At 40.3% G+C, this 16,467-nt stretch carries 13 protein-coding genes; 6 read left to right on the top strand and 7 right to left on the bottom strand.

Annotated features, from left to right (window positions below):
• Positions 1 to 46: 46 nt before the first annotated feature.
• Together ACHUFV_RS17375 and ACHUFV_RS17370 are read right to left on the bottom strand one after the other, a co-directional pair.
• The gene (locus tag ACHUFV_RS17375) at positions 47 to 2,299 is read right to left on the bottom strand and encodes a YhgE/Pip family protein (protein ID WP_394236331.1); all 2,253 of its coding nucleotides are present in this window, start codon (positions 2,297 to 2,299) and stop codon (positions 47 to 49) included.
• Positions 2,300 to 2,400: 101 nt separating this feature from the next.
• Positions 2,401 to 2,973, bottom strand: coding sequence for a TetR/AcrR family transcriptional regulator (locus ACHUFV_RS17370; RefSeq protein WP_394236330.1), 573 nt, complete (start codon positions 2,971 to 2,973; stop codon positions 2,401 to 2,403).
• Positions 2,974 to 3,355: 382 nt separating this feature from the next.
• Between ACHUFV_RS17370 and ACHUFV_RS17365 the strand changes: the two genes are divergently transcribed.
• Entirely contained in the window at positions 3,356 to 4,459 is a 1,104-nt protein-coding gene (locus ACHUFV_RS17365; protein WP_394236329.1) for an MBL fold metallo-hydrolase, read from the top strand.
• Positions 4,460 to 4,558: 99 nt separating this feature from the next.
• Here the strand turns inward: ACHUFV_RS17365 and ACHUFV_RS17360 are convergent, their stop codons facing one another.
• Positions 4,559 to 5,236, bottom strand: a complete 678-nt coding sequence (locus ACHUFV_RS17360) for an FHA domain-containing protein (RefSeq protein WP_394236328.1) — start codon at positions 5,234 to 5,236, stop codon at positions 4,559 to 4,561.
• Between the two features lie 163 nt (positions 5,237 to 5,399).
• On the opposite strand from ACHUFV_RS17360, the gene ACHUFV_RS17355 reads away from it, so the two are divergent.
• Positions 5,400 to 6,392 (top strand): glycerophosphodiester phosphodiesterase family protein, encoded by a 993-nt coding sequence (locus ACHUFV_RS17355; protein ID WP_394236327.1) that lies wholly within the window; start codon positions 5,400 to 5,402, stop codon positions 6,390 to 6,392.
• 404 nt (positions 6,393 to 6,796) lie between these two features.
• Positions 6,797 to 9,403 carry a PBP1A family penicillin-binding protein gene (locus ACHUFV_RS17350; RefSeq protein WP_394236326.1) on the top strand — a complete coding sequence of 869 codons (2,607 nt, stop codon included), beginning with the start codon at positions 6,797 to 6,799 and terminating at the stop codon, positions 9,401 to 9,403.
• Positions 9,404 to 9,528: 125 nt separating this feature from the next.
• Here ACHUFV_RS17350 and ACHUFV_RS17345 read toward each other — a convergent pair whose 3' ends face one another.
• Complete coding sequence (locus ACHUFV_RS17345) at positions 9,529 to 10,710, bottom strand: MFS transporter (protein ID WP_394236325.1); 1,182 nt, start codon at positions 10,708 to 10,710, stop codon at positions 9,529 to 9,531.
• Positions 10,711 to 11,206: 496 nt separating this feature from the next.
• Positions 11,207 to 12,055, bottom strand: coding sequence for a pyridoxamine kinase (locus tag ACHUFV_RS17340; RefSeq protein ID WP_394236323.1), 849 nt, complete (start codon positions 12,053 to 12,055; stop codon positions 11,207 to 11,209).
• 197 nt (positions 12,056 to 12,252) lie between these two features.
• Between ACHUFV_RS17340 and ACHUFV_RS17335 the strand changes: the two genes are divergently transcribed.
• The 3 genes from ACHUFV_RS17335 to ACHUFV_RS17325 all read left to right on the top strand — a co-directional run bounded on the left by ACHUFV_RS17335 (position 12,253) and on the right by ACHUFV_RS17325 (position 13,758).
• Complete coding sequence (locus ACHUFV_RS17335; protein ID WP_394236321.1) at positions 12,253 to 13,107, top strand: protein-glutamine gamma-glutamyltransferase; 855 nt, start codon at positions 12,253 to 12,255, stop codon at positions 13,105 to 13,107.
• 72 nt (positions 13,108 to 13,179) lie between these two features.
• On the top strand, positions 13,180 to 13,404 hold the full coding sequence (locus tag ACHUFV_RS17330; RefSeq protein WP_394236319.1) for a YjcZ family sporulation protein: 225 nt from the start codon (positions 13,180 to 13,182) through the stop codon (positions 13,402 to 13,404).
• Positions 13,405 to 13,554: 150 nt separating this feature from the next.
• Positions 13,555 to 13,758: a hypothetical protein gene (locus tag ACHUFV_RS17325; RefSeq protein WP_394236317.1), complete on the top strand. Its 204-nt coding sequence runs from the start codon at positions 13,555 to 13,557 to the stop codon at positions 13,756 to 13,758.
• Between the two features lie 100 nt (positions 13,759 to 13,858).
• Here ACHUFV_RS17325 and ACHUFV_RS17320 read toward each other — a convergent pair whose 3' ends face one another.
• Both ACHUFV_RS17320 and ACHUFV_RS17315 read right to left on the bottom strand, forming a co-directional pair.
• Positions 13,859 to 15,286 carry a sugar porter family MFS transporter gene (locus ACHUFV_RS17320; protein ID WP_394236315.1) on the bottom strand — a complete coding sequence of 476 codons (1,428 nt, stop codon included), beginning with the start codon at positions 15,284 to 15,286 and terminating at the stop codon, positions 13,859 to 13,861.
• 293 nt (positions 15,287 to 15,579) lie between these two features.
• Positions 15,580 to 16,401, bottom strand: coding sequence for a sugar phosphate isomerase/epimerase family protein (locus ACHUFV_RS17315; protein WP_394236313.1), 822 nt, complete (start codon positions 16,399 to 16,401; stop codon positions 15,580 to 15,582).
• Positions 16,402 to 16,467: the final 66 nt, after the last annotated feature.

Below are 16,467 nucleotides of genomic sequence, written 5' to 3'. Positions count from 1 at the left end.
AAAATTGTGCCTGACACCGAAAGGGACAGCTTAACTAAAGGATTGATCAAAGTGCTGCACTGTAAGTTTGATCCATCTCTTCAGCCTGTTTGTTTTGTTTTTTTAATAGGATAGCAAAATAACTAATGGTTAAGGCGATAAAGGCAATCATATAGGTTAAGAGAATCATATTGTTGTGCCACATATATGAAAGGTCACCGCTCGAAATGACTGCTTTAAAGGATTGGACGGAATACGTCATTGGTAACAATAGGTTGACTGATTGCAAAGCATTTGGAATTAACTCAAGCGGGAATGTACCGGCACTTGTTGTTAATTGTAGGATTAGAATCACAATGGCAATAAAACGGCCAGGGTCTCCCAGCGTTGTCACAAGCAATTGAATCAAGCTTAAAAACACAAAGCTTGTAATGAGCGATGTGACAAAGAATAATGGAATACTTGCCACTTCAATTTTTAAAAAGGATAATAGAATGAAGTCAACTAATAGTGCCTGAACGACTCCTACAATTGCTAATACCCCAAATTTGCTCAAGAACCACTTGAATGCATTTTTTGGCTGAACAACAGGTTCCTTTAGCTTAAAGACAATCGAGATCAAAAGCGCTCCGACAAATAAGCCAAGGGAAATAAAGTATGGTGCAAAACCGGTACCATAGTTTGGAACCTTGTTCATTTCTTCCTTTTTCACGGTAACAGGTTCGCCCATCATGTCGTATGTGTCATCGGTTGCTTCAACTGAATTTGCCTGCTCGGCACCTTCAGCGAGTTTAGTAGAAAGCTCCGTTGACCCATCCTCTAGCTTAGCCGTACCTTCCTCTAATTCCTTTGAGCCTTGTGCAAGCTGGCCGGCACCATTTTGTAATTGCGCTGACCCATCTGTTAATTGATTCATGCCCGTACTTAAGTCATGTGCACCCGTATTTAGTTCAACGGAACCATTATATAATTGGCTGATACCCTGCTGTAAAGCAAGCTGTCCACCATTTATTTGTTGAACGCCAGCTACTAATTGGTCAAAAGAGGGACTTGTTTGTGACTTTAATTGACCCTCTAGACCTGCTGTGGAAGATAGTAATTGGTCATGCAGACCTGTTTTAAATTGGGTAAAGCCTTGATCCAGACCATTTGCAATCCCAGCAGAAAGGCTAGGCTGTAATTGCTCTGCCAATTGCTGCTCGAATTGCTGTTGAACCTGATCCTTTGTTGGCTTGCCTTGGGCCATTTGAGCAATAAAGGCAGAAGCCTGCGACTCATCCATAATTTGTCCGTTCACAAGCGCAGCCTTTAATTGAGCCATTTGCTCGGTTTGCGATGCTGTTAATTGGTTGGCAAGCTGCTCTGATAAGCTTTTGGCGATCCCTGATGTTAGTTGAGTGGAAAGGCCTGTGTTAAGCTTTGACTCAAGCTCGTCAATGCCCTTATCAACTTGGGCGATACTTCCATTAAGCTGGCTTGAGACTCCAGCTGCAATTTGCTTTGGCAGCTCTTCCTTCATCGTTTGTAAACCGTCCTGGACTTGTGTGGTACCGGAAACCAAGGCTGGCATTTTTTCGTTGATCTCTTGAAGCCCAGCCTCTACTTGATCTGTACCAGCTGCAAGGTCACTTGATCCAGATGAAGCCTTTTCAACCCCATTTGTGAAATCAATTGATTTGGATGCTAATATCTCTAAATTTTCCCGTAGAGTTTTCGATCCATCATTTAATTGTGTAGCCCCATTCGCCAGCTGGTCTGAGCCATCACTGGCTTGAGAGAGCCCATTGGCTAATTCATCCACTTTCCCAAACATGGTTTCGGCATAGGTTGCAGTCACATTCTTAGAAATTTCAGCTTTGATTTCTTTTACCGCTGTTTCTCCAATTTGGGAAGATAAGAAGTTTGTACTTTCGTTCGGTACATAAATTAATTCTAATTTTTGCGGGCTGCTATCTAATAGGGTAGTAGCATTCGCGGAAAAATCCTCCGGAATTTCCACTAACAAATAATAGTCCCTATTTTCCAGCCCCTTATAGCCGTTTTCCTTTGACACAATATGAAAATCAAATTGGTCATTGGCCCCCAGCTTATCAGTCAGCTGTTTACCAAGCTCCAAATGCTCTCCTTCAAAATCAGCGCCCTTATCCTCACTGACAATCGCTACGGGTAAATCCTCCATATGGTCATATGGATCCCAGAAGGCCCACAGAAACAGTCCGGCATAAAGTACAGGTACAAATGCTACTGCTATGATAGGGATAAGGATTTTTCGATTGGAGAGAATCGCTTTGAGCTCAGCTAAAAAAGATGAATTTCTCACAAAATAACCTCCTGTTAACAATTGACTATTTTATTCATTCAGTCATTTTTGGCCAAATAAGCAGGGTACTCTTTCATGACGAGGACCCATGTTGGTTGAGGTTATTTTTCTAATCCTTTAAAAAAATATAATTGAAAGAGATCCGCAATCTCTTCCTTGTTAAGCGGCTCGTGATATTGTTCCCAATCAAAGATTAAGGAAACATAAAGCTTTAACATGACGAATGCTGTAATTTCTGGATTGCATGGCAGGATTTCACCACGGTCAATCGCTTCTTGAATGATGTCCTTCATATAATGGATGATGGCCTGTTCCATTCGCTGCACAACATCCACAACCGCCTTTGTCCCAATATCCCTTTCCTCCTGAAAAAGCTTGATGGTTAATTGGTGGGATTTTCGAAACTCCAGCAGGCGAAATAATACCCGATTTGCGTTTTCAAAAAAGGTGAGGTTACGATCCATGGCTTCTTCAGCTACAGTCTTCATATCTCGAATCAAGGTGCTGATAATTTCGTCAAATAATTCCTCTTTATTTTTAAAAAAGGTATAAATTGTACCCTTTCCCACATTCGCAAGCTTGGCAACCTGATCCATGGTAGTAGCCTTGTAGCCGAACAGTGAAAAGGAATTGGTAGCAGCCTCAATAATTAATTGTCTTCTATCAATCGCCACGTAAGAGTCACCCCATTTAAATCTGACCGAATGAATAATTTAGTCACTTATTTAGCGTAAAGAAATATAACACAGGATTTTACGGTTTGCAAGTATTTTAAACCATTATAGTAAGTCTATCATTTGTGGGATTTTAAACTATTGGGTTATCTTTCCATATGATATCCACTTGGGCTGGAAACATGTTTTTCAGTCACATGATGTATTCAGGGAGGTAGCCTTATAGTTCCTTTCTTTCTTCACTCTTAATTTAACTGGTAAAAGGTCGTAAGTCCAATTATGATGATAATTATAAGAAGATAGTAGAGGGTGTAACGTGTGAGTGTGAGCTTGCATCCTTTTTTCTCTATACATCCCTGTAAAAAAGGACGGGTAAAAAGCGATGATTTATTTTATTTTACTAGTATTGGCAGGCTGTGATGCCCTTTTCATGTTTTTATATATGCATCCAGCGTTTGGAGGGAATCCAAGTAAAGCAGAAAAGGAGGCTTATCAAGGGTTAGCTAACTTTCGAAATGGGAAGTTTATCAATCCTACGGCAACAAAAATAAGCATGAGTCCTTCTGACTTCTTTTCGATGATAAAGGAATCTTTATCACGGGCAAAAGAAACCAACCCGGCAGACCCAATTCCTGTATCCAAGATTGATTGGAGCTTCATTAACAGTAAAGAGGATAGTTTCACCTGGTTTGGTCATTCTGCTTTTCTTTTAAGCATGGACAATAAAAAGATTCTGATTGACCCCATGCTAGGACCCGTTGCTTCCCCGGTTTCTTTTGTAGGAAGCAAACGCTATAGTCATGATCTGTTGCCCCTTATTGATTCGATGCCGCCGATTGATGCGGTCTTTCTTACACACGATCATTATGATCATTTAGATTATCCATCCATCCGAAGGTTAAAGAATAAGGTGGAGCATTTCTTTGTTCCAAATGGGGTAGGTGTTCACTTAATTCGGTGGGGGGTTCCAAAAGAGAAAATTTCAGAACTCAATTGGTGGGATGAAACGAAGTATAAGGGGTTAACCGTTGCGTTGACTCCGTCCCAACACTTCTCTGGCCGGGGACCGTTTAATCGAGACACGACACTTTGGGGAGGCTGGGTGATTCTCGGTCAGCAAACACGTTTATATACAAGTGGAGATGGCGGGTATGGTGATCATTTTAAAGAGATTGGGAAAAAATATGGCCCCTTTGACCTTACCTTAATCGAAGGCGGTCAATATGACAGAAGGTGGGAATCGGTACATATGATTCCGGAACAAGCTGTCCAAGCGAATCAAGATGTCTTGGGGAAGACTATGATGCTTATGCACTGGGGAGCGTTTACTCTTGCGTATCACAGCTGGACAGATCCGATCGAGCGGGCAATCCAAGCGGCAGAAAAAGAAGGGGTACAGCTGATTGCACCTAAAATCGGCGATACCGTTCGATTAAACGGCGAATTACCAATGCCTCATATCCCGTGGTGGAAGGAACGAAAATGATTGCGTAAAAGTGATGAAACCAAAAAGTAACGATAATCCTACTTGGATTATCGTTACTTTTTGGTGAGGTAATTAGAGCTAGATATATCTAGAGTAATCCTATTTAGTAAATGATAGAATATATCCTTTTCCTCTAATATTTTCAATTTGTACAATATCCTGTGTTTTTTTACGAATCCGGTAAATCAATGCGTTTACTTCGTCTGAGCTGACATCTGGCAGGTCGCTCTCTGTTTGTGCCCGCTCATTCCAAACACATTTCTTCAATTCTTCAATCGGTACGATAGTATTAACCATTGATAAAAGGAGTTCAATACATTTATATTCCTTGTCAGAGAATAGATACGTATTTCCTTGGATAGACAATTCTTGCCTCAATGGATCTAAAGCCAGGTCATTCACCCATTTACACATTTGAACAGTTGGAACCATATCGGCTGTCTGCTCGATTCTTGATAAGGAAAAGCTTAGTTTAATGAGATGATTGGCAATCGAAATTTCTGCATTATCCTTAAGAATCCGTTCCTCATTGGGAGTTAATCGCTGATTATTTACGAATGTCCCATGTTTACTATTTAAGTCCTTAATGAGGTACATGCCGTTTTCTAACGTAATCGAAAAATGTTTCCTTGATACATAGATGTTATTAAATGCGATATCAGGCTCCCAATTACTCCCACTTCTCCCAATGATCATTTGTGAACGATTCAAAGGAATAAAGTCGCCTTTTTCAAAAGGGGAGCCACTTTCCACAATGATATATGCTAATGCCTTCATACGTTTCTCCTAAATATCATCATTCATATTCTATTTAATTAGTAAATTATCATAGATTTATCATTATCTATCCATTGTGTGAATAGCAGCCGATTGATTATAGTGTACATGCTGACATAATCAAAACCTCTCTCATCTTATAATGAATAAGGAGATTTGAAAAGTGAAAAATAATAAAGTAATAAAACGAATAGCCCTTATTTTTATCCTGTTTGTTTTATTTATTTTTTTCAATAATAGTAGTCTATTTACGAAGGAACGTAGTGAATATCCTGTTCTTCTAGCCCATGCTGCGATGTCCCAGACCTATCCAATGGAAGGGCTAACCGGGGATACGTGTACGGCAGAGAGGATTTATGAACCGGAGCATCCCTATATTGGAAATACGATTCCATCTATGGAGGCAGCATATAAGGCGGGGGCAGATGTGGTAGAGTTGGACATTCATCCTACTACTGATGGGGAATTCGCCATTTTTCATGATTGGAACCTCGAATGTCGAACAAATGGTAAAGGCGTCACAAGGGATCATACAATGGAGGAGTTAAAAAAGCTGGATGTGGGGTACGGCTACACAGCGGATAACGGGAAAACCTATCCGTTTCGCGGTAAAGGGATTGGATTAATGCCGACCCTACATGAGGTGCTCACTTATTTCCCGAACAAAAAATTCTTGATTAATATCAAAAGTAATGATGAGGATGAAGGTGCCAAATTAGCGGATTATCTTTCTTCTTTTTCCGATGAGAGAATCAGGCAATTATCTGCCTATGGAGGCGATCAGCCAATTGCCGCCTTAAAACAGCGATTGCCGGAGCTTCGGGTCATGTCGATGGAAACAATGAAGAGCTGTTTGATTCCTTATATCGCAGCTGGTTGGACTGGATACACTCCATCAGCCTGTGAAAATACACAACTACATATCCCTGAAAAAATCGCACCGTGGCTATGGGGATTTCCGACGAAGTTTCTTAACCGAATGGATGCAGCAAATACGAGAGTCGTTCTGGTTGCGGGGAATGCCAAATGGTCGGAGGGTTTTGATGGCGCACAGGACATAGAACGGCTTCCAGCTAATTATAATGGAGTGATTTGGACCAATCGCGTTGACGTAGTTGCTCCGATAATCAGAGGAAAATCATACGGCGGCGAGTAGCGCAATTATTATTGGCCCTTTTTTATGGAAACATTGTGCTGATTTTTCGTGAAGGTATGAGAATTTATAGGCGGAGAATTTCCGTTTAATGTATATAGTTGAGGCTTAAAAGGCAGATATACGCGGAGATATTCCGATTAACTGCTCTAAAAATGACAAAAATCAAAGATTTGGATCATATAAACGGAAAAACCTCTTTTATTTTAAAGGAAATATGGGTATTTCCCAAAATAGCCGGAATTTAACCGTTTATTTTTCAACCGCAGTAAAATTAACATGCAGGTATAACAGAGCCTTTTAAAAAAACTCTCACGATCATTTTGTAACAACTATTATATGAAAAAAAGAGGTGAAAACTCTGCAAGTAACAGAGTGGTGTTGACTCTAGTAAAGCAGAGTGTAGCATGTCAGAAAATGAATCTCGCATGGAACGAAAGAAAAAGACAAATAAGCAACAAACGAAGGCCCAAAATTTTGTTTGGAAAAGATTCCTATATGCTGTTCTGATCATCGGGATTTTGATGCTAATCGTTGGAACAGGAGCCATTTTATGGATTATTAAGGACGCACCTAAGTTTGATGAAACATTATTAAAAGCTCCGTTATCATCGACGTTATATGCAAGTGATGAAACGACTATCATTGCCGAGATTGGTAAAGAGAAACGTGAGGATGTTGACGTGGAAGAAATACCAGACGTATTGAAGAATGCCGTGATTGCTACAGAGGATGCTCGTTTCTATAAGCATCATGGAATTGATGTGAAACGAACATTAGTAGCTATTTTTAAAATTATCACTTCCGGATCCTTTGAGGGCGGCGGGGGCAGCACTATCACGCAGCAGCTCGTGAAAAACTCCTTTTTAACGATTGAACAAACACCAACAAGGAAAATCCAAGAATGGTATTTAGCCCTTCAATTAGAAAGACGATTTTCTAAGGAACAAATTCTAGAAATGTATTTTAATAAAAATTTATACGGCGGGGATGTATATGGTGTGGCCAAGGCCGCGGAGCGTTTCTTTGGATTGGGTCCTGATGAGCTTGACCAATTAACTCTTGAGCAGGCAGCCCTATTAGCAGGAATTCCCCAAAGTCCAAACCGATACATACCAACGGAAGAAGAAAATTTGGAGAATGCTGAAAAAAGAAGAAACATGGTCCTTCATTATATGAATCGGCATGGATACCTTTCAAAATCAGAAATGACGAAAGCGCAAAGCACACCGATTGAAGAGACCCTGAATATTCAAATGCCAAAAACAAATCAATATCAAGCATTTGTTAATACGGTTATCAAAGAGGTACAGGAAAAAACAGATGCCAATATTTTTGAAGATGGACTAGAAATCTATACAACGATTGACCCGGAAATCCAGCAAATCACGGAGGAGGTTCTTTCCACTAATGACGAAATCAGTTTTCCAGAAAATGATAACATGCAGTCAGCTGTTGTCATTACAGATACACAGACAGGTGCAATCAAAGCCATTGGCGGTGGAAGAAATTATCAAAACGGCGGGTATAACTACGCGACGATGATGAAGCGGCAGCCGGGGTCAACGATAAAGCCCATTCTAGATTATGGACCTGCTATTGATCAGCTCAAATGGTCTACTGGACATTTATTAAAGGATGAAGAATATCAGTATGAGAATGGAACTCCTATTCGAAATGCCAATCGTAAATATGCAGGAAATAGGACGATTCGCGATCATCTAGTATGGTCACGGAATATCCCGGCTTTAAAAGCCTTTCAAGCGGCAGGGGTTGATGAGGCCACCAATTTTGCTAGAAGTCTAGGATTTCCTATTACAGATGAGCAAAAAGTCAATGAAGCCAACGCCATTGGTGGCATTGATGCCGCCTCACCAATTGTGATGGCTGGTGCATATGCGGCCTTTGGGAATGGCGGTTACTATATTGCACCACACACAGTGACAAAAATCGTCTATCCAGATGGAATTGAGAAAAATATAGCACCCGAAAAGAAGAAGGTGATGGAGGATTACACGGCTTTCTTAATTACGGATATGCTGCGTACTGCTGTCGATTCAGGTACGGGTACACAGGCAAATATTCCACGTTTGGACCTTGCTGGAAAAACGGGAACAACGAACTTTGATAAACAAACAGAAACAAAATATGGCTTACCAAGTAATGCAGTAAAAGATGCTTGGTTTGTAGGCTACACCCCGCAATATACGGGAGCCGTATGGACGGGGTATGGTAAAACAACATCAGCTGATGATTATTTAAACAGCACGAGTGAGAATTTCTCCAAATTAATCTTTAAAGCGATTCTTTCGAAGGCAGCAACCAGTACAGAAACGTTCAAGCAACCGAAGAGTGTAGCTAAATCTGGGAATGAATACTATGTAGTTGGAGGAGAAAAGCCGCAAGCTCCTAAGCCTGATGGACCAACGAATGTAACGGCCCAGTATGATGCAGCCTCAGACCGAATTTTATTATCGTGGGCATATACTTCTAACAATCGTCAGGACCTAACGTTCGATGTCTCTTATACAGTAGATGGAGGAGATACGATAAAATTAACATCGGCAAATGAGTTACAGGCTGTCTTGCAAAGTCCGGAAAAAGGGAAAGAGTATACCTTCACAATTGTTGCTGTTTCCGGTGACACAAAAAGTAATGCTGCCTCTACTTCCATAACGGTGGAGGAAAAAGCAGAAGGTCCAAACAGTCCAAGTAATGTACAAGCGATATATGATAATGGTTCCAATTCAATTGTGATTAGTTGGAACCCCGGCAATGCTGATATAAAAGATGTCCAATATATTGTTACGTATACCGTGAATGGTACGACACAAACGTTAACAACAACAACAGAATTACAAGCTATATTAAGCAGCCCTCAACCATTGCAAACCTATGAATTTACGGTAACAGCTTCAAATCAGACTGGGAAGAGTGAGCCAATCTCTACTTCTATTACTGTTGATGAAATGGATAATAGTGATGGTGTGGGGAGTGGGATTGATTCGCAATAAGAGGTGATAGGAATCATTGATTAACAAGGAAAAAATAATTTATAGTTAACATTACCTTAAACAAATAAAAAGGCATGGTTTTAATCATTTAAAACCATGCCTTTTTATTTGAAAGGTTTAACGAATTAAGATGCTTTCTGCGCTCGAGTCGTAGACTTCCTCGTCCAAACAAAGGCCAGGAAGAAACAGCCAAGTAATATAAGAGAACCAAATGTGAATGGGATGTTTCGATGCCAGTCAAATAAGGTTCCGGCCAACGCAGGTCCAATCATGTTTCCAAGGCTCATGTAGGAATTATTCATCCCTGCGGCAAAGCCTTGTTCATTGCCAGCTGTTTTTGAAATTAACGTATTAACGGCTGGACGGATTAGAGTGGTCGCCGTTGAGAACAGAGTGGCAACCAGGATTATAAGATAAAAGCCGCTGACATATAACATGCCATAAAGACTGATGGCTGCAACAAGCAGACCAAATAAAATAATTTTCATTTCACCGAAACGTTTAAATAATTTGTTGAGTGCAAACCCTTGGACAATCACACCGGCAAAGCCGCCGACTGTCATGACAATGGCAATGTCATTTGGAGAATAATTAAATTTATAGGTTAAAAACATCGTTAACGTTGATTGGAAGTTAGAAATTCCAAATGAAAATACAAACACAACGATTAATAATACAAAATAGCTGGTTTTAAAGGAGCGTTCCATTTGCTGCAGGATGTTTTCTTGCTTATGAAGCTCCTTTATTTCAGGTTTGATAGCTGGCAGGAATACTAAGGATAATAGTCCGGCAAGGATGGTTACGGAGCCCGCGAAATGGAATGGAAAATGCAGATTGACATTTGATAAGAATCCTCCAATACCAGGTCCAATCATAAAGCCCAATGATATCGCGGCACCAATCCAGCCCATCGCTTTCCCGCGTTCATCTTTGCTTGTAATATCGGCAGCATAGGCCATGACGGGAGGTACGATAAAGGCAGAACCGACACCTGTGAAGAAGCGGCAAAGATAAAGCATCCATAGCTCGTCAGCCAGGCCAAAGGCAATTTGAGAAAGGCCATTTACGAAAAGCCCGAAAATGATTAAATTTTTACGGCCATGACGATCAGATAAATTTCCTGCAACAGGAGAAAAAATGAATTGGGCAAAAGCAATAATAGCAATGATGAAGCCTAAGGCTTGTCCAGCTGCGCCATAGGTTTTCAGGTAAGCAGGCATAACGGGGAGGATTAGACCAATTGCACTAAATGTGATAAACATATCGAACATTAATATATATAGTGCTAGTTTTTTTGAAAACTTCATGCATTTATCGTCTCTTTTCTATTAATTTAGTAACTCGAAATAAAGTATATTATAACGATGTTTAACAGGATACACAATGAAAAGAAACTGATACCAGTAACATGTACAAAATGGATAGTACTGGTACTGAATAGAGGGATCATCGTTAAGTAGATTCAATACAATTTTCGAGGAATTTATATGCCTGGAACAAAAAGAATCCTGCTAAAAAAGAATCAACAGTGTACTTGAACACTTATTTCTTTTTACTTGAATTTTTCAATAGAATAATAGAAACTGCCGCAGTAATAATAATCCCGATCCAATAAATGATATCCATGTCCATACCCTCCACTAAATTGTTAATTACTGGTTATTTTTAGTATACAAATAATGTTCCTTTTACGATGTAACAATAATCACCAGCTTGATAGTGAAGTTTCAATAAGAAAAAAAGTCATCCCGTTGAACCCATTTGGATGACTTTTTCCACTCTTATACAATGAAATGAAAATAGTTATAATAGCAACCTCAAAAATTTTTCAAAGTTAACACCTTCGACAGTAGGGACCTGCTCCATAGAGGAATCATGGATGGCCTCTGTAAGGAATGTCTCTGCACGTTTTACTGCTTGATCGAGATCGTCACCACGCATCAGACTTCCCATAATGACAGATGCAAATAAATCACCAGTACCAGAATAGCTTTCACCATTGTACTCCATTGCACGATAGAAGCTCCTGCTTCCGTCCAAATACATATTTCCGATTAACCGCTTATCGGAATCTGCTGACGGTGGATTTACTCCAGTGATGATTACCTTGGCACCCGTTTCCTGCTGCAGCCTATTCCCGGCATCCTCTAACGCTTGAATATAGTCCTGTTCATCTGAATAGCGATGCAGCCTTTCATAGGACAATCCGGTTAATAAACAGCACTCCGTCACATTCGGTGTAATGACATCTGCAATCTTCACAAGCTCTTTCATTCGCACCAGCAGCTCATCGGTAAAAAGCTTATAGACCTCACCTGTGTCCGCCATGACTGGATCAACCAGCAGGACCGTTTCCTTTTTGCGAAACGTTTCGATAAACTGAAAAATATTATGGATTTGCTCTTCACCTGTAACAAATCCCGTATAGATTCCATCAAAGCTTACTTGGAGCTTGCTCCATTCCTCCATGAAAGAATGCATGTGGGATGTAAAATCCTCACAAAAAAAGCTTGGATACCCGGTCTGTGCAGAGAGTACAGCCGTTGGTAATGGAACGGCCTGCACGCCCATTACCGAAAGAACCGGAATCGCAGCTGTTAATGAACATTTTCCAAAAGATGATAAATCCTGTATGACCGCTACTTTTTTCATCATAACCTCCATAACACCTATCCGCCTTAAACTTTATTCATAGTACCACAAAAATGGGTAAAAGGGACAGGTTCATTGACTTGGAGCCAATGAACCCGTCCCTTTGGCTCTGTTAGTTTGGAGATTTGGTCATAATTCCTTCCTCAGTAAGAATACGATAAGTATGACTACAATGAAAGCTTGGAGTGGAGGATTGTATGATACAAATATCAGGGGTCCCGTTTCAACCTAATGAAAATTGGCAGCTTGGAAGTGTGGAAAAGATCATAATTCAAAGAATGCAGCAGGCTCCGATTTATTATTCTTATCAATCTGTGAATGAATTTTTATTCGAAATCAAGATGCGAAAAAATATTATCAAAGCGGCAAAAGAAATGAATCAAAGTAAGGCTGTTTTTACAACCTTTGCATCTGCCCGCGCCAATCCTAGGTACTGGCAATTAACAAGGGCTGGCGGGTTCCTCTTAAGACCCAATGTGAAGCCGTCTGATGCGATTTTGGACATTTATCGGAATAGCTCACTTTATGGATTCGAATGTGCCACGGCCATACCAATCATTTATTACCATGCGGTTTTGCATAGTATAGGCAGTACTTTGTTTAATGCAGTGTTTCGAAATCTGTATCTTTACAGCTGGCATACGGATACGGACCTTGGAATTGTGACCTTTTATTCTAATCATTTTATTCCAGGGGATGTTCTTTATATTAATAATCCTGACTTTCATCCAAACACACCACAGTTTAGAGGCTTGAATGTTGTTCTTCTCGATGATGGAAGCCTTTTTGGACATGGATTTAACATTCGGACAGATGAAGAAATCATCAAGATTCTAAATGAAAAGAGAAGACCGAATAGTTATCAGCCTGCCTATATGACCAGATTAGTGACAAGACCATCCTTTAAGTATCTAGCCGGATTGACCAGCTATCGGCAGAATCTTCGATCATACAAAGTACAGCGTCCGATTGTCCATCACAACAAAAGCTCCATTGCTTATGTACAATATCTCAAATATCTCAAATACCTCCCTGATAAACACCCATTTTAATGTAGACGGGCTCCAATTTCTCCCTTTCGAGTAAGATATAGTGTAATTCGTTACACGAAGGGAAGTGTCAAAATGTATTCAAACGTAAATGCAGTTCCAAATATGGGCCCAAACATGGCTCCAAATGTGGCTCCAAATATGGCTCCTAATGTAGCTCCAATGGCAATGCCGACTTATACTGAACCGTCTTATGGTTATTGCTATCCTACAACTTGTCATTACAACAACGATTTTGTTTTAATTGTTGTATTGTTTATTTTATTGATCATTGTAGGTGCAAGTTTTTACAAATGCTAACAACAAATCGATAGATAAAACATTTCCTGTAGGTATACACGCTTACAGGAATTTTTTTGTCCAAAAGGGCAGTCTATTAAGTAGATTTTTTGGTAAAAGTGCAACCTTTCATAGGAGTTATTCGTATAGTAGGTATAAGGAGGGATTCAAATGGTAATGAAGATGAATTCTCTACTAGTAGTTTGTAATCTACTTATTGCTTTTGCAATCGGAGTCTTTGCTTATCACACCAATGTTGAATTAAATATGCTTTTGAGCCTTATTTTCGAAGTAATGATTATGATGATGATGTTTACCTTTGCCATATCCACCTATAGGAATAATCGCCACTTAATGGTTAAGAGGATTGAATAATGACGATTCAGTAAGCCTTGAAAAGACCACTTCCTTCTGAATTTATAATAGAGGGTAGTGGTCTTTTTTCTACTAAATTGAAGCACTTATAGTTTTACAATTAGAGAGTTGCCGCTTTTTGTTCACTTTTTTCATCATAGGAACGGAACTCAGCCTCTAGCTGTTCGAGTGACTTTCCTTTCGTTTCTGGCAAGTATTTTTTCACAAATGCGATCGCCCCGATTCCTAATAGAGTAAAGATGAAGAAAGTCGTTGATAGGCCTACTGCATTTAATAGGATGGGGAAAGAAAAGCCAACAAAGAAGTTTGCGATCCATAAGCAAAATACGGTTACACCCATCCCAAGTCCACGTAATTTAAGCGGGAATATTTCTGACAGCATCAGCCAGGTAACCGGCGATACGGCCCCTTGTTGGAAGGCAAGGAAGGTAACCGTCATGGCAAGTACCGCATAAGGAAGAATGGCTGTTCCATCTAATACAAGTGAGAAGATTCCAATTAACGTAAGTGCAGAAGTAGTTCCAGCTAATCCAATAATCAGCATTGGACGACGGCCGATCTTTCCTAAAAGCCAAATTCCAACAAAAGTCGCTAAAACGGATATGACACCATTCGCAATGTTCCCAACAAGGGCTGCATCTGTTGAGAAACCAGATTCTTGAAGAATTTGCGTTCCATAGTACATGATGGAGTTAACCCCTGTAATCTGCTGTACAACTCCTATCCCAATCCCAATGAAAACAATTCGGCGGACCCAAGGGATCGTTAAATCGCGATAGGTTGCTAGTTTAATAGCTGTTTCTTGAGCAATATTTGCTCTAATCTCTTTAAGCTCTGCTTCCGCACGATTTTGTTCACGTATTTCTTTTAGGACACGCATCGCATCGCCCAATTTTCCTTTTGATGCCAGCCACCGAGGACTTTCCGGTACAGTAAGCATTCCAAACCATAGAACAATGGCCGGAAGGGAAGCGATGACTAACATATAACGCCAAACATGGGCAGCTTCATCACCGATTGTAGTACCAAGAATAGCATTAAAAACAAATGCCAGAAGCTGACCGGAAACGATCATCAATTCGTTCTGGGTCACCATCCTTCCACGACTTTCAGCCGGAGACATTTCCGCTAAAAAGGCTGGTACCATAACAGATGCCGCACCGACTGCAAGTCCCAATAAGAAACGGAAGACTACCATTACACCTGCAGATGGTGCAAGAGTACAACCGATTGCAGCTAAGAAGAATAAAAATGCTAGATTAAGAATCATTTTCCGACGACCGAAATGGTCAGCTAATCGTCCGCCAAAGACGGCACCAAATGCGGCCCCGAATAGAAGGGAACTTGTAACGAGTCCTTCTGTAACAGGAGTAAGATTGAGCTCGTCCTGTCTTGCCATATAGGGCAGTGCCCCGTTAATAACGCCTGTATCATAACCGAATAGGAGTCCTCCGAAAGTGGAAATTATTGTTATCTTTTTTAAAGCCTTTTTGTGATCTCGCGGTTTCTCTATAGAATGACTACTCATGCTTACCCTCCCCAGGGATATTTTTATATTTTTTTAAAATATCAAAATAATAAATACATTTCCAGCAGATTGAGCTATTTTTATAAATCTTTTTTTAAAATAGTAAAACTAATTTGAATGGTAACGTTTACAAGAGATGCTAAAAAAAGACTTTTTTTATTTATTTATATGATTTTTGAAAGAGCAAAAAATGGTTCATGATCTATCCTGCGGCATGGGTGTCGCAGGATGGAAGGCATCGTTCCATAATCTCTTCGTAAAGACCTTGCTAAGCTTGGAAGAAAAGGGAAATATTAAGATAAAGAGAGTGCCGGCTGTTTCCAATATTTATTCACATGTGAACGAGTCACCTCCGCGGCGGTACGAACATTTTCCTCCTGATTCAGCTCATAATAGTCTGGCCGGAATACCTCAATGGTGCAGCAATCGCCTTCAAAGCCAATCTTTTTAAGTGTGTCAGCAAAGTGTTGATGATCAAGGCAGCCGCGAGGGTCACCAGGCCACAGGCGTATTTCATCATTATTGTAAGATGCTCCGCAAGGCATATCCTCCATGTCGTTAAGATGCCAAACGAAAATCTTTTTCCCATCGGCTTTTTCAAGCGCTGCCCAGTCAGATGCCATAGCATGGAAATGATATTGATCCAGCGTTACGCCGACAAGAGGAGAATCAATCTCTTCAACGATTGCATAGGCATCCTCAAACCGGTTGATCGTCATTCCCGGAGCACCGCAGAATTCAATGGAAAGCTTGATGCCATGTGACTCCACTTTTTTGAGCATTTCTTTTAGAATAGCAACAGCATCCTCACGAATTTCTCCTCTTGTCTTTTTGAGAACGATATCCCAGCTTGGTACAACCACAATCATTTTACAATCAAGTATCAAGCAGCGGCGGATAATTTCGTCAAGCTCTGCCATCACCGCATCTTTTTCCTCCTGAGTCTCTTTCATGTTGAAGCGGACAAGCGCGTTATACGACAACATGCTAAGGTTATGTGTGTTAAACCATTCCCCAAGTTCTTCAATCGTATATTTGCCCTCAGCAAGATCACGGTCTAGACATTCGGACTGAATATCAATGTAATCAAAACCATATTTCTCACAGTATTCCAAATCCTTTAATACGGAATGGTCCTTGCAGAAACGGTTGCATCCTTCGTTAAAACCAATTTTCATCTT

The sequence above is a fragment of the Niallia oryzisoli genome, assembly GCF_043641075.1.
Lineage (GTDB): Bacteria > Bacillota > Bacilli > Bacillales > Cytobacillaceae > Bacillus_BD > Bacillus_BD oryzisoli_A.
Note: the sequence above shows the minus strand (reverse complement) of the source record. Positions and strands in the feature narration are given on the sequence as shown.